This window comes from Leucobacter musarum subsp. musarum, from assembly GCF_001273845.1.
Taxonomy (GTDB): Bacteria; Actinomycetota; Actinomycetes; order Actinomycetales; family Microbacteriaceae; genus Leucobacter; species Leucobacter musarum.
Map to the genome: position 1 here is coordinate 49771 of NZ_JHBW01000111.1, position 18813 is coordinate 68583.

Genomic DNA, 18813 nt, shown 5'->3' on the forward strand with positions numbered 1-18813 from the left:
CGCACCTAAACTGACCGAGTGATGCGCACGCGAGTAACCGCCATCCTGGTCGCCCATGGGGGCGGCGAATGGCTCGAACAGACCATCGCCGGCATTACCGGCCAGACGCTGGCGCCCGCGAACATCATCGCGGTCAACAACGGCGGTGCCGATTCGGTGCGCGAGCAGCTGCTCGCGAGCGGTGCGGAGCGAGTGGTCGGCATTCCGACTCGCGTCTCGTTTGGCCAAGCGGTTGCGCGTGGAATCGAGGCGTTGGCACCGTCTGCAACGGATGCCGCGGCGGCCGAGGCGGAGTGGATCTGGCTGCTCAGCGAAGACTCATGCCCCGAACCCGAAGCGCTCGAGCACATTCTCAGCAGCGTGCAGCGTGCCCCTTCAGTGGTGGTTGCCGGCCCGAAGATTGTCGACTGGGATCACCCCGAGCGCATCATCGAGCTGGGCCAGAGCCTGACGCGCTACGGTGCTCGTTGGACACTGCGTCGCCAGGAACTCGACCAGCAGCAGTACGACCACATGCAGGATGTATTGGGTGTCGGCCCGGTCGGCATGCTCGTGCGTCGCGACGTCTGGGAGCAACTCGGCGGGTTCGATCCCGCACTGCCTGTCTACGATGACGGCCTCGACTTCAGCGTGCGCGCGCGGCTCGCCGGGCATCGCGTCGAGGTCGCGCCGGCCTCACGTGTGCGTTTTGCGCAGAGCGGCATCGCTGGCCCGCGCATCGATCGACGCCGCTCGGTGATGCGGCAGGCCCATCGTCAGGCCCGGGCGTCGCACCTGCATCGTCGGATCTCCTACGCTCCGGCATTCTTCGCGTTCTTCGAATGGTTGGGACTGCCGATTTACGCGCTCCTGCGCGTGCTCTGGGCGCTGATCCGCGAACAGCCCGGCAATATGCTTGGCGAGTTGATCGCGACGTTCTCCGTATTCTTCACCCCGCATGCGATCCTCGCGTCGCGCCGACGCATACGAGCCCACTCAAACGCCGGGTGGGCAGCCGTGCGGCAGTTGCGCATCGACCCGAAGACCGTGCGCACGGCGCGGATGATCGATCGCGAGGCGATTCTCGCCACGACAGGGCAGCAGCGTCGCGAGATGCACTTCATCTCGTCGGGTGGCCTCGCCGTGCTTGCCGGATCCGCGGTCGCCGCCGTCGTACTGCTGTGGTGGGCGCTGCCGCAGACCAGCCTCTTCGGAGGTGGCCTGGCACCGCTCAGTCCGATCGATCAGCTCTGGTCGAATACCCGACCCATCGACGGCAACCCCGCTGATCCGTTCACGTGGGTGCTCGCACTGCTCGGGTCGCTGACGTTCTGGAACCCCTCGCACATCATCGTGCTGCTCATGGTGGTATCGATTCCGCTGACGGCGCTCGGTGCCTGGATCTGGGGGGCACAGCTCACCGAGTCGAAGGCCGGCCGCGCACTGCTCGCGCTCGGGTTCAGCCTGAGCCCGGTGCTGCTCGGGTCGCTGGCCGGTGGCCGCTTGCAGACGCTCGTGCTCGCCGTCGTGCTGCCGTGGCTGCTGCTCGCTGCCTCTCGCTGCCGAGAGTCGTGGAGTTGGGCGGGCACCGCGTCGCTGCTTGCCGCGGCCGCGCTCGCCTCCGCACCGATCCTGATTCCTGCCGCGCTGGTCATGCTGGTCATCGGACTCTGCACGACGCTGCGGGGAGCCGCTCGAGTGTTGACGACGGCGCTGGTCCCGGCGATTCTGTTCGCGCCGAAGATCGTGACGAGCCTGATCGCGGGGCGTCCACTCGACATCCTCGTCGACCCGGGAATCGTTTCACCGTTCCAGCCGGGGAACACCTGGCACCTGATGCTCGGGTTCCCGGAGTTCGGTCTGGAGGGATGGGCCGGAATTCTCGATGGCATCGGTCTCGGCGGGCCTCCGGCAACCCTGCTCGTCGGCGTGCTCATGCTGCCGCTCGCCCTGCTCGCGCTCCTGGGACTCTTCACCGGTCGAGTCGCCGTCACGCTGCTCCATGCCGCCCTCGGCGGTCTGGGCCTCGCCACAGCGATTGCCGCGGCGCAGCTGCAACTGACGGTCGCCGGCGACACGGTGATTTCGGTCTGGACGGGATCAGGCCTGGCGCTCTACTGGATCGCCCTGGTCGGCCTCGCCGCCGTGGGCGCCCACGCCCTGCGGCGCGGTGCTGCACCGGTGGTGTCGGTCGCGCTCATCGCCGCGATCGTGGCGGTCGGCCCGGTCGCCACGCAGCTCGTGCTCGATCGAGTCGGCTTCGCGCCCGCGAGCGACCAGATGCCGGCGCTCGTGCAGGCGGCGGGCGAGACCGACCCCGGCGTGCGTACCCTGGTCATCTCCGCGGAGAGCGCGCATTCGGTGCGCGCCGAACTCGTGACCGGCAGCGGCCTGCGACTCGACGAGATCCGCACCTCGGTCACCACGCCAGAAGCGAGCGCTGAGGATCAGCAGCTCGCCGACCTCGTCGGCGGTCTGGCCAGTGTCGGCGGTGCCGACGTCACCGATGCGCTGCACGAAGCCGGTGTCGGGTTCGTGCTGCTGCCCGCCGGCGGAGACGATCTCGAGCGCTCGGAGCTGCAGCGCGTCTTCGATCAGCATCAAGCGCTCTCCAGCGCCGGGCTCACCGAACAGGGATTGCTCTGGAGAGTGCAGCAGCCCGAAGCCGCCGACACCGCCCCCGGTGACGCGGGTACCCGGCTCGGCGGCACCTCGCTCAGCGGATCGACGATCTGGGCAATTCAGATCGTCGTGCTGCTCGGGGTCCTGCTGCTCGCGCTGCCGACGGCCGAGGTGACCTACCGACCCGAGCGCCGAAAGAAGCCGTCGCGTCGCAAGGCGCGCGCGGGTCGCGAACGCGCCGCGGTCGCTGTCGCCGCAGACTCGACACCGGCCACCGTGCACACCGACCCCGTTGTCGACAGCGGCGACGCGGGTGCCCCCGAGGCGGAGCCCCAGACCGACCTCGAGCCCGTCACCGCCCCCGAGGTCGCAGACAGCGAAACTTCGGGCGATCCGGCACCGTCTGCATCACCGACGACCGATGCGCCCTTAGGCGACGACACCGACTCAACCGAGGGGACGCGCTGATGACCGATCGATCACGACTGCTGCGCGGCGGCGCACGCGCCGTCACCGGCCTGCTCGTCGTCGCCGCAGCGGGCGCGACCGCGGTGCTCGCCGGCACCGTCGAGCTCCCCTCGGTCACCGTGGAGCCTCTGGCGATCACCGTCGACACCACGCAGAACACCACGCGCACGCTCGTGTGCGCCGGCGCATTCGCCGAACTCGGGGCCGACACCTCGCAGCCCGGAGTAGCGATTCCCGCGGGTGAGCCCACGCTGGCGCTCTCGGGCTCGGCCTCGGGCAACTCGGTGCTCGCCCGGTCTTCAGGAGACAGCGGGCTGCCCGGAGTCATCACCGCCTCGGCATCTGACCCGCTGGCGACCGTGCAGACCCAGACGGTGAACTCTGACAGCCTGCGCGGCACCGTCGCGAGCAGCTGCACCGAACCCGTCAACGAGCAGTGGCTCATCGGAGGCGCGACGTCTCTCGGCATTTCGACCACCCTGAGCCTGGGCAACCCCGGCTCGGTGCCGGCGACGGTCACGATCAGTGTGTACGACGAGAACGGTGCGGTCGACGCGGTGCAGACTGCAGGTGTACTCGTTGCGCCCGGAACGCAGCAGATCGTGTCGGTGAACGGGTACGCCCCTGATCGCGAACGCCTCGCGGTGCGCGTCGAGAGCACTGGAGCGCCGGTTACTGCCCACCTCGGCGTGGCGCAGAGCTCGGGGATCACGCCGTTCGGTGCGTCTGCAGTTACCTCGCAGGTCGAACCTCTGACCTCGCTCGTCATTCCGGCATTCGAGAACGCGGACGGCGACGACCGCGGGCCGAACGACTCGGGTGAGGGCGATGCATACCCGGTCGTCGTGCGGGCGCTCGCTCCCGGTGAATCTGGCGGCACCGCGACAGTGCGGGCGGTCGATCGTGCGGGCAAGTCGACTGACCTGGGAACCATCGACCTCCTGCCGAACACCGTGGGCGAACTGAGCGTCGCCGCACTGCCGGCCGGGGCGAACGCGATCGAGATCGATGCAGATGTGCCGATCGTCGCGAGCGCCATGGGCTCGGCCGGTACCGACGAAGCGCACGATTTCGAATGGTTCACCCCCGCGTCGGCGATCGCCGCAGACACCGAGGTCGCCGTGCCGGTCGCGAAGGGCGGCCGACTCGTCGTAGTCAACCCCGGTACCGACGAGGCGAAGCTCGAAATCGCGCGCTCGAACGGGTCGGGCAAGCCGACGACGGCGACCGTCGAACCCGGTGCGGCTCTCGCCGTCGACGCCCCCGCCGACGCCGTGCTGACGAGCTCGGCACCCGTCTTCGCCGGCGTGCGCATCGTGTCGGGATCGTCGATCGCGGGATACCCGATCATCGCTCCCGACCCCCGCGACGGTACGCTCACGGTCTACCCGCGCTAGCGCGTAGACTCGAGGCATGTTCGGTCGTCGCAGGGAGCCGCAGGCCCCGCAGGTGCCGTCTCGCGGTCGTGGTTCACGACACGGGCGGCGGCCGATCCGCTCGTCGCTCTCAGGGCCGACGCTGCCCGATCCCGAGAGCCGATTCCGTCGCTTCGAGGCCGACGCCCGCGCCGCCGTAGAGGTGTTGCAGGGGTATCTTCCCGATGAGTTGCGCGGAGTGCGGTTCGGGTTTCAGACGGCTCCATCGCAGGGCCCGGGTGAAAGTCAACTGCCCCTGCTCTACACGATCGATCGCGCGTCGCGCAGCATCGTACTCTACCGCATGCCAATTCAACGGGCGAAGGGGCTACACGTCGACGATGCCGAGCACCGGCGGTCGTTCCTAGAGTACTGCGTGTACCGTGCGGTCTGTGAGTATCTCGGCGCGGACCCGTGGGATCTGATTCCCGGTCGATTCGACCACTACTGAGGGCTGCTCGCCCCGCGTCAGCGCCGTTCTCGACCGAGTGCGGTCGCCGCGTTAGCCTGACGAGTGTCGAGCATTCCGCAGTTCTTGATGCTTTGCAGACATAATGGGAACCATGAGCGCGCGCATCTTGGTGGTTGACGACGACAGGGCTCTGGCGGAGATGCTGGGGATGGTGCTGCAGGGCGAAGGATTCGTCACCGAGCACTCCGTCGATGGTGCGGAAGCGGTTGAGAAGTTTCGCGAGATGCGGCCTGACCTGGTGCTGCTCGACGTCATGCTGCCCGGGCTCGACGGCATCGAGGTCGCCGAGAAGATCCGCGCCGAGTCGGGCACGCCGATCATCATGCTGACCGCTCGCACGGACACCCGCGATGTGGTCCGCGGGCTCGAAGCCGGCGCCGATGACTATGTCGTGAAGCCGTTCAACCCCGCCGAGCTCATCGCGCGCATCCGGGCACGGCTGCGCGAGCCTCAGCCCGACTCGGTCGAGACGCTGCGCATCGGCGACCTCACGATCGACGTTTCCGCACATGAGGTGCGACGTGGCTTGCAGCCGATTCCGTTGACGCCGTTGGAATTCGACCTACTCGCAATTCTTGCCCGCAAGCCGCAGCAGGTGTTCACGCGCGAGGTGCTGCTCGAGAAGGTGTGGGGCTACCAGTACAAGGCCGACACCCGACTGGTGAACGTGCACGTGCAGCGTCTGCGCGCGAAGATCGAGCAAGATCCGGATCACCCGACCATCGTCACGACGGTGCGCGGGGTCGGGTACCGTGCCGGTACCCCCGTCGACTAGGCGGGCGTGATGTCGTCGCGCGCGCGCCGATCAGCGATCATCACCGCAGTGCGGCGCGCTCGTTTGAAGTGGCTCCGCTTCTCGGAACCGGTACTGGGCCGCTTCCGTGCGCGTTGGCGGCGTTCGCTGATGCTGCGGACCATGACCATCACCGGCATGGTTACGGGGTTCATCGTGCTGGTGGCGGGCATCTTCATCTTGACGAGCGTCGCCGACGACCTGTACTCGTCGCGCATGGAGCAGGCGCTGCAAGACTCCGCGCGAGCGACCGTTGCGGCCCAGCGGCAGATCGACGCGTCGGACGCGACGGATCGCGGGGGGCTGTCGACGCTCGCCGCATCGGTGCGGCGCACCGTGCAAGACACCTCATCGAGCCAGATGGTCTATCTGCGCAGGCAAGCGGGGCAAGAGAGCTTCGCCGATGCACCGCCGCCCTCGTTCACGAGCACCATGCTGCCCGACGCCGTGAGCCCGGAACTCTCGCGTGCTGTGCAGTCGACGACGGAGGCGCAGCACTGGCAGGCGGTCACGTTCACTGCCGAGAACGGGGCGATCTCATCAGGGATCGTCGTTGCGTCGAGCCTGACGTTTCCCTCGGGTGCCGGCACCTACGACCTGTTCATCGGCTACAACCTCGCCGATACCCAAGACACGCTGGCGTTCGTGCAGCGCACTCTCTTGATCACCGCGGCGGCGATGATGGCGTTCATCGGCATTCTGGTGTGGATCATGTCGCGCATCGTCTTCCGGCCGATCCGCTCGGCGGCTGCGGCGAGCCGCAGGCTGGCAGCCGGAGAGAGCGAAGCGCGCATGCCGTTGCAGAACGACGAGCACTTCGACGTGCTCTCGGAGGGCTTCAACGACATGGCGGAAACGCTGCAGATGCGCATTCAGGAGCTCGATCAACTCTCCGAGATGCAGCAGCGGTTTGTCTCCGACGTGTCGCACGAATTGCGCACACCGCTGACCACCGTGCGCCTCGCGAGCCAAGTGCTGCAGAGCAGCGCGCAGGGGCTTGAAGCCGGCCAACAGCGCGCCGTCGAAGTGCTCGGCGACCAGATCGATCGCTTCGAATCGCTGCTCGAAGACCTCCTTGAGATTTCGCGGTATGACGCGGGTCGCGTGACCTTGGAAACCGAGCCGACCAATCTCGTGACCCTCGCGACCGAGGTGGTCGCCGGGCTGCAACCGCTCTCGAAGGGCATCATCGAAGTCCGCCCGCTCGGGGGCTACGCGCCCATCGACGTCGACGCCCGTCGCATCCGTCGCATCGTGTCGAATCTTGTCGGCAATGCGATCGAGCACGGTGAAGGGCGTCAGATCGTCGTTGCCATCGACTCCAACGCCGCGGCGATCGCGTTGTCGGTGCGCGACTGGGGCATCGGCATGCGATCGGAAGACCTCGAGCACGTGTTCGACCGATTCTGGCGCGCGGACCCGTCACGAAAGCGGACGTTGGGTGGTACCGGGTTGGGGTTGGCCATCGCACAGGAGGATGCAGCTGTGCACGGCGGAATCATCGAGGCGTGGTCGCGTCTGAGCGAGGGCACGAACTTCAGGTTGACGCTGCCCAGGGGTGAAGCCGTCAGCTTCATGTCGCCCCTGCCTCTCGTACCGGAAGACGTCGCAGCGGCGGGGGATCCAACCGCGACTGGTGGATGGCTGCGACGCCCGGGGCGCAGAATTCGGAAGGAGAAGCGGTGAAGCGAACACGATACGGTGCGATCGCCGCGATCATCGGGGCGGCGCTCGCGCTGACCGGGTGCAATGCGATTCCCGGCTCTGGCCCGGTGCAGGTCGGTCTCGATAATCTGCAGCAGGCGGAGCAGCAGGTGCAGTACAACCCGGACGGACCCGCTGTCGGGGCGTCGCAGGAAGACATCGTCCGTGGCTTCGTGCAGGCGGCGACCTCCAGTGAAGACAATTACGCCGTGGCCCGCGAGTTCCTCGCGCCGAACTACGCCTCGCAGTGGAACCCCGACTCCGATGTGCTGATCGACGACGGGAGCCGCCCCTTCACCGCAAATGAAGACGGCTCGGGCACACTCGCGGTTGCCGCATCCGCAAAGCTCGATGTCGACGGCTTCATGCTGCCGATCGAGCCGGGGGAGAGCACGAATCTGCGCTTCGAACTCGAACGCGTCGATGACGAATGGCGCATCTCGTCGGCGCCGAACGGCATCATTCTCGACACCACGATGTTCACCACGATCTGGTCGCAGCACCAGCTCTACTTCGTCGGCCCGGGGGAGACGCTCGTGCCCGAGACCCGCTGGTTCATGACCCGGGCCGCGCTCCCGACCGAGATCGTGGGGGCGCTGCTCGCGGGGCCGGGCGAGCGGCTGTCCGAAGTCGTGCACAGCGGCTTTCCGACAGGTACCGCCCTCGTGATGAATTCGGTGCCGGTGAGCGACGGACGCGCCCGTATAGATCTGACCGGCAACGTGCTCGAGGCGAGCCCGACCGCGATGGGCGAGATTCGGCAGCAACTGCGCCTCAGCCTGCAGACCGTGCAAAACGTGAGCGGCTTCGACCTCACCGCCGAGGGTACGGCGGTGAGGTTCGACAGTGCCGAAGGCACCTCAGAGCCGCAACTCGTGAACGACGTCACCGATGCGGCAGTGCTGAGCGGCGACCAATTCGGCACGATCGTGTCGGGAGAATTCATTGCGGCTGAAGGCTTCGAGAACACGCTGGGTGACTACGATCCGAGCGCGATCACGCTGAATCCGGCGGGAGACGCGGCCGCGCTGCTCAGCGGCGGCGGCGTGACCCGGGTCGACGCGCTCGGGGTGGTCGCGATCGACGAGCGCACCGGGTTGCTCCCGCCCATGTTCGATCGTTTCGGATACATCTGGACGCTGCAGGCGAGTTCGGCGCAGACACTGCAGGCGACGACCCGTGATGGGACGTCTGTGCAGGTCGCCGCCCCGTGGCTAGCGGGGCGGTCGCCCGTTGCGGTGCGCCTTTCGCCCGATGGCAGCCGCATCGCAGCGCTCCTCTCAGACGAGCATGGCTCCCAGGTGCTCGTCGCCGGAGTGGTGCGCGACGAGAACGGAGTGCCGTTGCGCACCACCGATGAGGCCGACGTGCAACTCTGGGCATCGGGTGCTCCCGTCGATCTCGATTGGGTCGGCCAGACGCGATTCGCCGTGCTCACCAAGGGCGACTCGACGAGTCGCGTCACCCTCGGGGGAGTCGGGCTGCTGCCGATCGACCAGGGGTCGGTGCAGGGCGGCGTGCACCTCGTGGGCGGCTCTGCGCGCACCCAGCTCCGCGTGCTCGGGCAGCGGGGCGACCTGTACGCGTCGCAGGCGAGCGGATGGCAGCGCACGGCGACGGATATCGCAGTACTCGCCAAACGCGGGTAGCAGGTGCGGTGCGTTGCGGTGCTGCGATGGTCGCGTTTGGGTGGCCAGAATGACGCGCGCACATCGCACCGTTCTCGCTGTGATCAACGAGTTGTTCAGGCTCGGGATCGCCCGACGGCGATCGCGCACCGCCGAGGGGGCACGATCGACTCATGCCTCGCTCTCCGCTCCGCTCCGCACTCCGTGAACTGAGCCTGGATCTTGCCGCGCTCGTCTGGCCGACCGCCTGCGTCGCGTGCGGTGCCCCCGACCGCGATTGCTGCGATGCCTGCGATCGAGACGTGCGCGGGTGGCGCTCGCCGCAGGAGTTCGACATCGCCGGTGTGCCCTGCGTCGCCTGCGACCTGTATGAGGGAGCTCTGCGTGCCGTGCTCGTCGCGTTCAAGCACGACGGCAGGTATGGCTGCCATCGGCGAATCGCGGAGCGGTTCGCGCCTGCGCTGCGGGCCGCGATGCTGCGGTCGCCGGAGGCGCCATTCATCGTTCCGATGCCGTCGCGACCGCGCAGTGTGCGCCGCCGCGGGTACCACCATCTCGAAGTACTGATCGATGCCGCGCTTCGGAGGTCACCGGTGCGCGCACCGCGTCTGCGTGCGCTGCGCACGACGCGGGGACGCAGCGGTCAAGTGGGCCTCAGCTCTGCGGATCGCGAGCGCAATGCGCGTCGGATCAGCCTGCGTCGATCGATGGCAGCTCGAGTGCGTGGTCGCCCGATCGTGCTCGTGGACGACATCGTGACGACGGGCGCAAGCGTGCGTGCGGCGCGAGACGTGCTCGAGGCCGCGGGGGCGCGAGTGGTCGGAGTCGCCGTGGTCTGCGTCGCCGTGCGCCGGGATTCCCTTGGAGATTCCGCAAAGATGTCGACGAATCTCTGAGGAGGTGGAAACGCCGAGGATGGGTGGAGTAGAGTTCGGGAAAGGCGTAACGGTGCGCCAAATGGCACACCCGCCCGAGGCTCCAGGGAGGTCACCATGGACGTGAACATCCGCGGCAAGAACGTCGGGATCACCGATCGGTTCGAGAACTATGTCGGGTCGAAAACCGACAAAGTCGAGGGGCTGCTGCCCCGGGCCCAGGCGTTCGAAGTGAGAGTCTCCAGGCAGAGCGACCGGAGCCCTCAGAACGGCGACCACGTCGAGATCACGCTGATCGGGCCGGGCCCGGTGATCCGAGCGGAATCCGCGGGTGGAGATAAGTACTCCGCGTTCGATATCGCCTATGGGCGCGTGCTCGAGCGCATTCGCCGCATGAAAGACAAGCGGCAAGATCGCCGTGGTCGCGGGCGCACCTCGCTCGCCGATGCCGCTGCTAACGACTTCGAAACGGTCGATGTGACCCCTGCGCCGCTGGAGGTGCTGGAATCCGTTGCCACCGGCAGCGTGCCCGTGGTCGAGGCCGAAGAGCCCGACTACACGCCCGTGGTCATTCGCACCAAGGAGTTCCCTGCCGAGCGCATGTGCGTCGAAGACGCCGTCGACCGAATGGAACTCGTCGGCCACGACTTCTTCCTCTTCATCGCCGAGGAGACCGGGCATCCGAGCGTCGTCTACCGGCGCAAGGGCTGGAACTACGGCGTGATTTCGCTCAGCGAGGAGTAGCTCGCTCGCTCGTATGACCCTCCGCCGGCTGTTCGCGCGTCTTCGCGTCGATCAGCCGGCGGATCTGTGTGCGCGGCGCGCCTGCACACCCCAGCGCACGACATTGACGAATGCCTCGATCACGATGCCCAGCGACATCTTCGAACGTCCATCGGCACGCTCGACGAACGTGATCGGAACCTCGGTGATGGGGCAGCCCAGACGTTCGAGCCGCCAGGCGGTCTCGATTTGGAAGCCGTACCCCTCGGAGTCGATGCCGGCAAGATCGAGCCGTGCGAGCCACCGCGCGTCGATCGCGCGGAAGCCGCTCGTCAGATCGTGCAGCTCGGAGCGCAGCAGCTTTCGTGCGAAAGCCGTGCCCGCGCGCGAGATCCAGCGACGGTAGGCGGGCCAGTTGACGATGCGTCCACCGACGATCCAGCGCGTGCCGATCGCCAACCCGGCACCCTCGTGCACTGCCGCGACCAGCGCGGGGAGATCCGAGGCCAGGTGCGATCCATCCGAATCCATCGCCACGACGGTGCGGTAGCCCTCCGCGAGCGCGGTTGAAAAGCCCAGCACGTACGCCGTGCCCAGCCCCAGTTTGCCCGCGCGGTGCTGCACGCGCACGCGCGGGTCAGCGGAGGCGAGGCGATCCGCCAGCGCACCAGTCCCATCGGGGCTCGCATCATCGATGATGACGATGTCGGCCTGCGGGAGATGCCCATGCACGCTCGACACTGCCGCCGCGAGAGACGCGATTTCGTTGTAGGTCGGCAGGATGACGAGGAGCTCGTGCGCTCGATGCGGCATGTCATCCTTCCTGCGAAGCGTGCGTCCAGGCGTGCTCGGATCGGGTGCGGCACGGAAAACTCCGTTGCCCCATCTTGGCATCTCCCCAGCCGCGACGCGGCAAGCCATTGCTAAGCTGAGGAGTTGTCACAATTTGGCAACGGCGGTGCACCTCATCCGAGGTGACTTCCACCGTGCAGAACGTACAGGAGAGACAACGTGGCGACAGTTCTCGAAAAGCTTCTTCGCGTCGGCGAAGGGCGCATCCTGAAAAAGCTCGAGCGGCAGGCAAAGCTCGTAGCGAATCTGGAGAGCACCTTTGCGGACCTCAGCGATGAGGAGCTGCGCGAGGAGACCACAGAGTTCCGCGAGCGCCTGGAAAAGGGCGAGACGCTCGACGATCTGCTCCCCGAGGCGTTCGCCGCGGTGCGCGAGGCCGCGAAGCGCACGATCGGCCTCAACCCGTTCCCCGTGCAGATTATGGGCGGCGCGAACCTGCACCTCGGCAACATCTCCGAGATGAAGACGGGTGAGGGCAAGACGCTCGTCGCGACCATGCCGTCGTACCTGAACGCGCTCGCGGGCAAGGGCGTGCACGTCGTCACCGTGAACGACTACCTCGCCAGCTACCAGAGCGATCTGATGGGCCGCGTGTTCCGCGCGCTCGGCATGACCACTGGCTGCATCGTGTCGGGCCAAGACCCCGCGACCCGCCGTGAGCAGTACAACGCCGACATCACCTACGGCACGAACAACGAGTTCGGCTTCGACTATCTCCGCGACAACATGGCGTCGAGTGCTGAGGAGCGCGTGCAGCGCGGTCACTTCTTCGCCGTCATCGATGAGGTCGACTCGATCCTTATCGACGAGGCGCGTACCCCGCTCATCATCTCGGGGCCGGCATCGGGTGAGGCGAACCGCTGGTTCGGCGAGTTCGCGCGCATTGCCCGCAAGCTCGAGGCCGGCGTCGACTTCGAGGTCGACGAGAAGAAGCGCACCGTCGGTGTGCTTGAGCCCGGTATCGAGAAGGTCGAGGATCACCTCGGCATCACGAACCTGTACGAGTCGGTGAACACCCCGCTGATCTCATTCCTGAACAACTCGATCAAGGCCAATGCGCTCTTCACGCGCGACAAAGATTATGTCGTGCTCAACGGCGAGGTGCTGATCGTCGACGAGCACACCGGTCGTATTCTCGCCGGGCGCCGCTATAACGAGGGCATGCACCAGGCCATCGAGGCCAAAGAAGGCGTGCAGGTCAAGGCCGAGAACCAGATGCTGGCGACGGTCACGCTGCAGAACTACTTCCGTCTCTACGAGAAGCTCTCGGGCATGACCGGCACCGCCGAGACCGAGGCCAGCGAGTTCATGTCGACCTACAAGCTGGGCGTCGTGCCGATTCCGACGAACCGCGGAATGCAGCGCAAGGATCAGCCCGACCTCGTCTACAAGAACGAGGAGGCGAAGTTCGCGCAAGTCGTCGTCGACATCGCGGAGCGCCACGAGAAGGGCCAGCCCGTACTCGTCGGTACCACGAGTGTCGAGAAGAGCGAGTACCTGTCGCGTCTGCTCGCCAAGGCCGGCGTGCGCCACGAGGTGCTCAACGCGAAGAACCACGCACGCGAAGCGGCGATCATCGCCCAGGCCGGCCGACTTGGCTCGGTCACCGTTGCGACGAACATGGCCGGTCGCGGCACCGACATCATGCTCGGCGGCAACGCCGAATTCCTCGCGGTGCAGGAGATGGCCGCACGCGGTCTGTCGACCGACGAAGATCCGGAGGCCTACGAGGCTGCGTGGGACGATGTGTTCGCCGCGGTCAAGGAGACCGTGTCGGGCGAAGCCGCGAAGGTCATCGAAGTGGGCGGGCTCTACGTGCTCGGCACCGAGCGTCACGAATCGCGCCGCATCGATAACCAGCTCCGCGGTCGTTCGGGCCGTCAGGGCGACCCGGGTGAGAGCCGCTTCTACCTCTCGCTCGGCGACGATCTCATGCGTCTCTTCAACTCGGGTGCCGCGGCAGCGCTGATGAACCGCGGCAGCTTCCCCGACGATCTCGCGATCGAATCGAAGGTCGTCACGCGCGCGATTCAGAGCGCACAGAGCCAGGTCGAGCAGCGCAACGCCGAGATTCGCAAGAACGTGCTGAAGTACGACGACGTTCTGGACCGCCAGCGCAAGGCGATCTACAGCGACCGCCAGCAGATTCTCGACGGCGAAGAGATCGAACCGCGCATCGACGCGTTCCGCGAGCAGACGATCGACGCGATCCTCGATTCGCACGGGCGCGATGAGGACTGGGACTTCGACGCCCTCTTCAGCGATCTGCGCCAGGTCTACCCGGTCGGCCTCACCATCGACGAGCTGCTTGCCGAGGCCGGCGGTTCGCGTCGCGTCGATCGGGCGTTCCTCCGTCGCGAGATTCTCTCGGACGCCGAGGTCGCCTACGAGACGCGCGAACAGGCGCTCGGGGGCGAGGCGATGCGCGAGCTCGAGCGTCGCGTCGTGCTCGCCACGATCGATCGCCGCTGGCGCGACCACCTCTACGAGATGGAGTACCTCAAGGAGGGCATCGGGCTCCGCGCAATGGCGCAGCGCGATCCGCTGGTCGAGTACCAGCGCGAGGGCTACAACATGTTCGAGGGCATGATGGGCCAGATCAAGGAGGAGTCCATGGGGCTGCTCTACAACCTCGAGGTCAAGGTGCGCCCCGCCGAGGGCCCGCAGGATCACGTGCACTTGGAGGGTGGCGGTCTCGAAGCCGAGCAGACCACTGACCAGTCGAAGCTCAGCTACAGCGCTCCCGACGAAGACGGCGCGCCCGCGGTCAGCGGTGCTGAGGCAAAAAACTCCGCGTCGGGGAAGCCCGCTCAGCAGGCTCGCGGAGCATTCGGTCAGCAGACCGGAAACGGTACATCGAATCGCGCGGAGCGCCGCTCCGGCAAGAAGAAGTAAGGCGCTCGCGCCCTCCACACTGATCCGTGATCCGCTGCGGCGGACCAACTGAGAGATATTCATGGCAAACGAGACGAATCCCCGTCCCACGAAGAATGAGCGTCGCGCTCAGGCGCGCGAGCAGGCAGCTGCTGCGCGCGTGCAGGAGAAGAAGCGGGAGAAGCGCAACCGCATCTTCTTGCAGGGCGGCATCGCCGTCGGTGTGCTCGCCGTGCTCGCGATCGTGGCGCTCGTGCTCACCCAGTCGATCAAGCCGGCGGGCCCCGGGCCCGAGAACATGGCATCGGGCGGCGTAGTCATCACCAAGGACCTCAAGGTCGTTTCGGGCCCGGCGCTCGAAGCCGGCGGAGATCGCGTGGCTCCCGAGACCAACACCGATGAGCTGCCGGTCAACGTGACGCTCTACGCCGACTACATGTGCCCCTACTGCGGCCAGTTCGAGCAGCAGTACGGCACCATGTTCGAGAACTACGTCGGCTCAGGCGACGTGAACCTCGAGATCTACCCGCTCAACTTCCTGGACAACGCGTCGCTCGGCACGAAGTACTCGACGCGCGCGGCGAACCTGTTCGCCTGCGTGGTCGATCAGCAGCCCGACTACGCATTCAAGCTGCACAACACGCTGCTCAGCGCCGACGTGCAGCCGGCTGAGAGCACCACGGGCCTCACTGACGATCAGCTCGTCGAGCAGGCTGTGGCCGCGGGGGCCGAAGACACCACCGAACTGCGCCAGTGCGTGAAAGACCGCCAGTTCGGCAGCTTCATCTCTGCGAACTACAAGCAGGTCAGCGAAGTGGGTATCCTCGGCCTCGCCAAGGGCGCCCAGTTGCTCAGCGCAGACGGCGTGACGCCGCAGGAAGCCGACCAGCCGCAGCGACTCGTGAGCACCCCCACGGTGATCGTGAACGGTCAGCAGTGGAGCCAGAGCCGAGACGGCGACCTCGAGTCGTACCTGCTGAAGGTGAAGGGCGAGCTGGAGCAGAACCAGAAGAACGCGTCATCCGACGAGGACGACGCCGAGTAAGCTAGACCGGGGCGGCCGTTCGCCGGCCGCCCCCATTGCCGCCTTAGCTCATCTGGTAGAGCAGCGCCCTTGTAAAGCGCAGGTGGTCGGTTCGAGTCCGACAGGCGGCTCAAAGGCACCACGCATCGCGTGGTGACGCAGAGCCGGCGCCGCACACGGCGGCGCAACTCAGAAGAGGCCCCGCGATGCGGGGCCTTTCGCGTCGGCGCCTGTCGGTGTCCGCAGCCGAGACGGCTGCGGCGCCCACCCCGCCGAGCGCCCCTCATCTCGCCGAGTCCCTGCGATCTGCGCGCACACTTTGGGGGCATTCGGCGAGATCGGAGGGGCTCGGTGGGCTGGGAAGCGGAGCGGACGGGGCTGGGCCCTCGGAGGGCGGGCGAGCCTCTGCACCGGAGTACTGTTGGGGGAGTGTCGCAATCGAAACTGCCCGTGTGGGCTGCTCTGGTCGGGTCGGGGCTTGCCGGCGTGCTCGTCGCCCTGCAATCACGCATCAACGGCGGGCTGAGCCAGGAGCTCGGCAACGGGTACGTGACCGCTGCAGCGTCTTTCGGGTCGGGGCTCGTCGTGATGTGCCTCGCGATGCTCGTTTCGCGCCGCGGTCGCGCGGGCCTGCGTCAGATTCGCACCGAGGTGCGCTCCGGCTCACTACCGCTCTGGACGCTCTTCGGTGGCGCGGGCGGCGCGTTTTTCGTGCTCGCCCAGGGGCTCGTTGCGCCGATCACGGGGCTCGCGCTGTTCACCGTCGGCATCGTCGCCGGCCAGGTGCTCGGCGGGCTGGTGCTCGATCGCGTGGGTCTCGGGCCGGGTGGTCGCATTGATCCCACCCCGATGCGTATCGTGGGCACTGCACTCGCGATCGTCGCAGTCGCCCTGTCGGTCGGCCTGAGCGGCGTGCACGGCGTCTGGCTGATGATCTTCCCGGTGGTCATCGGCGCGCTCGTCTCCGCGCAGTCGATGGTGAACGGGTTGGTGCGCGCGGCAGCTCAGAGCGCGATCACGTCAACGTTCGTGAATTTCGTCGTGGGCACGACGATCCTCGTCGTGATGGCCGCCGTATCAGTGGGGGTCACCGGCTGGCCGACGGAGTGGCCCACGGCACCGTACTTCTACATCGGCGGAATTATCGGCACGCTCTTCATCGCCATCGCGGCGATGCTGGTGCGCACTGCAGGTGTGCTGCTGCTCAGCATGTCGAACGTCGCAGGCCAGCTTCTGGCGTCGGTCGCATTCGAGGCCGGGGCTCCGCTCGCGGGCGGGCTGACGCAGGGCATGATTGCCGGATCAGCGGTGGCGCTGCTCGCGGTCGTCGTTGCCGCACTTCCCGGCCGGCGACGCTCCGCGGCCTGAGCGTCGGCACGCTCGGGCCGCGAGGCCGAGAGGCCTGGATGCCCGGCGCTGCTACTTCGGAGCGCTCAGGTGCTTCGAGACATCGAGCGGCTTGCGCGGCTTCTCTTTGCGATCACGCTCCGGGATGCCGCCGACGTGCATCCAGCCGAGCAGGTATTCGGGCTTTTTGACCCCGAGGGCCTTGCGCACGGCCTTGCTGCGCGTGTGAGTACCGCTCTTCCAGATCGACCCCCAACCCGACTCGTGCAGCAGGAGCCCGAAGAAGTGGGCGACGCCGTTTGCAACGGACTCCTGCTCCCACAGGGGCACCTTGCGGCTTTCGCGCGGGCTGACAACGAAGACGAGAATGAGTGGCGCCCGAGTCATCTTGGCGATCTGCTTGCCGCGATCCTCACCCGATGCCTTGGCGAGCCCTTTCGCGAGCTTCTTCCTCGCCTTGCCACGCAATTCGATGACGCGCCACGGGCGCAGCCGCGAATGGTCGGCGACACTGGTCATCGCACCGATGTACTCGGCGAGTTCCTCGTGGCTCGGTGCCTCATCGGTGACTCGGGAGTGGGAGCGGCGTCGCTTGAGCGCGCGGTAGGCCGGGCCGCCGAACTCGCTCATGCGGGGTCGGCGGAGGCGCCGGGCTCGAAGCTGAGCGAGAGCGAATTCATGCAGTATCGGTCACCCGTCGGGGTGCCGAAACCGTCGGGGAAGACGTGGCCCAGATGCGAACCGCATTCGGCGCAGCGCACTTCGGTGCGCACCATGCCGAGGCTGCGATCTTCGAGCAGCTCGACGGCGCCGGGGCGCACGCTCTCGTAGAAGCTCGGCCAGCCGCACCCCGAGTCGAACTTGGTGCCGGCGACGAAGAGCTCGTTGCCGCAGGCGCGGCAGCGGTAGAGGCCGTCGCGCTCCTCATCGAGCAGCTCACCCGTGCCGGCGCGTTCGGTGCCCTGATTGCGGAGTACCGCATACTCCTCTACGGAAAGCCGTTCGCGCCACTCGCTTTCGCTGAGCTGGAACGGGTAATCGGCCGAGTCGATCGGCTTGCTCATGGCGACCTCCGAAGGGTTGATTGCGCCAGCCCAGTGTACGCCGCTGGGGTGCCCGAATGCTGGTGGCTGAGCTCGTGGGCGAGCGCCGCGAGCGAAACCTGGGAAATTGTTGACGGACACCGTGAGAATTGTTTAGTCTGATCTTGGTAAGGCTGACCTAACAAGACTGGGTTGGTTGGCAACGATGGAGCCGTTCGGTTACCGCGAACTGCCTAGTCGTGTTCACTCTTGAGGCGATCGAGTCGGAGGAGCGAGCGTTCTCCGGTGAAGTGTTGAACGCTCGCTCCGATGGCCGAGGACCTTGAGCATGGCGCTCGAAATCGGGCTGCCATGTGCACGCGGAACGGTCACCCGGCCACTCCGCACTGTAACCCCAAAGTGAAGTGAGGACAAGAATTATGACGCTGAAGACCCCCTTCGTGCGCTCGGCTCTCGCCGTTGTCGCCGCAGGCGCACTGCTGTTCGCTGGTGCTTCAGGCGCGCAGGCTGCGACCCTCTCGCTGGTCGGTACTGCCTCGGTGACCCCCAGTAGCGGACTCGTGGATGACCAGACCGTTGCCGTCTCGGCATCGGGCTTCACCGACGGTGGATCCGGTGCCATTCGTGCCGCGGTCTGCGACGAAGACGCCTGGGTGAACAATGCCGAGCCACGTTGCTACATCGCTGCAGGTTACTTCGCTGCGAGCAGCGCCGGTGCAACCGGTTTCTCAGGAACGCTCAAGGTGAAAGAAACCTTCAGCGGCTCGCATGCCGGCACACCGTACACCGTTGACTGCGCGGTCGACAATTGCGCGGTCGTGTTCTTCCGCCACGATCCCGCCTCAAGCACCTACTCGTACAACCTGCAGAGCATCGATTTCTAATCAGCTCCGGTGATGCGCCGCCCGGTCTTCATGACGGGCGGCGCATCCTGCATCGACTCGAAAGCACGCATATGCACCCCGCCATCGCCCATCGTCCCAGAGCGCGCACG

Annotated in this window: 15 protein-coding genes and 1 tRNA gene; 13 read left to right on the forward strand and 3 right to left on the reverse strand. The window is 66.8% G+C overall.

Annotation, left to right across the window (positions count from 1 at the left end):
- The first annotated feature begins 21 nt into the window (after positions 1-21).
- The 8 genes from CH42_RS15655 to hpf all read left to right on the forward strand — a co-directional run bounded on the left by CH42_RS15655 (position 22) and on the right by hpf (position 10700).
- Positions 22-3069, forward strand: coding sequence for a glycosyltransferase (locus tag CH42_RS15655; protein ID WP_164477404.1), 3048 nt, complete (start codon positions 22-24; stop codon positions 3067-3069).
- Positions 3069-4466: a DUF5719 family protein gene (locus CH42_RS15660; RefSeq protein ID WP_053354142.1), complete on the forward strand. Its 1398-nt coding sequence runs from the start codon at positions 3069-3071 to the stop codon at positions 4464-4466. Before CH42_RS15655 ends, CH42_RS15660 begins: the two co-directional genes overlap by 1 nt.
- Positions 4467-4482: 16 nt before the next feature.
- Positions 4483-4935 (forward strand): metallopeptidase family protein, encoded by a 453-nt coding sequence (locus CH42_RS15665; RefSeq protein ID WP_053354143.1) that lies wholly within the window; start codon positions 4483-4485, stop codon positions 4933-4935.
- A 112-nt stretch (positions 4936-5047) separates the two neighbouring features.
- Complete coding sequence (mtrA, locus tag CH42_RS15670; protein WP_053354167.1) at positions 5048-5731, forward strand: MtrAB system response regulator MtrA; 684 nt, start codon at positions 5048-5050, stop codon at positions 5729-5731.
- A 9-nt stretch (positions 5732-5740) separates the two neighbouring features.
- The gene (gene mtrB / locus CH42_RS15675) at positions 5741-7435 is read left to right on the forward strand and encodes an MtrAB system histidine kinase MtrB (protein WP_053354144.1); all 1695 of its coding nucleotides are present in this window, start codon (positions 5741-5743) and stop codon (positions 7433-7435) included.
- Complete coding sequence (locus tag CH42_RS15680) at positions 7432-9102, forward strand: LpqB family beta-propeller domain-containing protein (RefSeq protein WP_053354145.1); 1671 nt, start codon at positions 7432-7434, stop codon at positions 9100-9102. The genes mtrB and CH42_RS15680 overlap by 4 nt, the downstream gene beginning before the upstream one ends.
- Before the next feature lie 152 nt (positions 9103-9254).
- Positions 9255-9977 (forward strand): ComF family protein, encoded by a 723-nt coding sequence (locus CH42_RS15685; protein WP_053354146.1) that lies wholly within the window; start codon positions 9255-9257, stop codon positions 9975-9977.
- Between the two features lie 96 nt (positions 9978-10073).
- Positions 10074-10700, forward strand: coding sequence for a ribosome hibernation-promoting factor, HPF/YfiA family (gene hpf / locus CH42_RS15690; RefSeq protein WP_053354147.1), 627 nt, complete (start codon positions 10074-10076; stop codon positions 10698-10700).
- 51 nt (positions 10701-10751) lie between these two features.
- Here hpf and CH42_RS15695 read toward each other — a convergent pair whose 3' ends face one another.
- Complete coding sequence (locus tag CH42_RS15695) at positions 10752-11492, reverse strand: polyprenol monophosphomannose synthase (RefSeq protein WP_053354148.1); 741 nt, start codon at positions 11490-11492, stop codon at positions 10752-10754.
- A 198-nt stretch (positions 11493-11690) separates the two neighbouring features.
- Here CH42_RS15695 and secA point away from each other — a divergent pair, with 198 nt between their 5' ends.
- The 4 genes from secA to CH42_RS15715 all read left to right on the forward strand — a co-directional run bounded on the left by secA (position 11691) and on the right by CH42_RS15715 (position 16797).
- Entirely contained in the window at positions 11691-14426 is a 2736-nt protein-coding gene (secA, locus tag CH42_RS15700) for a preprotein translocase subunit SecA (RefSeq protein WP_053354149.1), read from the forward strand.
- Between the two features lie 61 nt (positions 14427-14487).
- Positions 14488-15450, forward strand: a complete 963-nt coding sequence (locus CH42_RS15705) for a DsbA family protein (protein WP_053354150.1) — start codon at positions 14488-14490, stop codon at positions 15448-15450.
- Positions 15451-15487: 37 nt separating this feature from the next.
- Positions 15488-15560, forward strand: a tRNA-Thr gene (locus tag CH42_RS15710).
- A 298-nt stretch (positions 15561-15858) separates the two neighbouring features.
- A complete protein-coding gene (locus CH42_RS15715) occupies positions 15859-16797 on the forward strand; it encodes a DMT family transporter (RefSeq protein WP_053354151.1) in 939 nt (312 codons plus the stop codon).
- Positions 16798-16848: 51 nt separating this feature from the next.
- On the opposite strand, the gene CH42_RS15720 is transcribed toward CH42_RS15715, so the two are convergent.
- Together CH42_RS15720 and msrB are read right to left on the reverse strand one after the other, a co-directional pair.
- A complete protein-coding gene (locus CH42_RS15720; protein WP_053354152.1) occupies positions 16849-17406 on the reverse strand; it encodes a nitroreductase family protein in 558 nt (185 codons plus the stop codon).
- The gene (gene msrB / locus CH42_RS15725; protein ID WP_053354153.1) at positions 17403-17840 is read right to left on the reverse strand and encodes a peptide-methionine (R)-S-oxide reductase MsrB; all 438 of its coding nucleotides are present in this window, start codon (positions 17838-17840) and stop codon (positions 17403-17405) included. Before msrB ends, CH42_RS15720 begins: the two co-directional genes overlap by 4 nt.
- Positions 17841-18238: 398 nt before the next feature.
- Between msrB and CH42_RS15730 the strand changes: the two genes are divergently transcribed.
- Complete coding sequence (locus CH42_RS15730; RefSeq protein ID WP_053354154.1) at positions 18239-18703, forward strand: neocarzinostatin apoprotein domain-containing protein; 465 nt, start codon at positions 18239-18241, stop codon at positions 18701-18703.
- Positions 18704-18813: the final 110 nt, after the last annotated feature.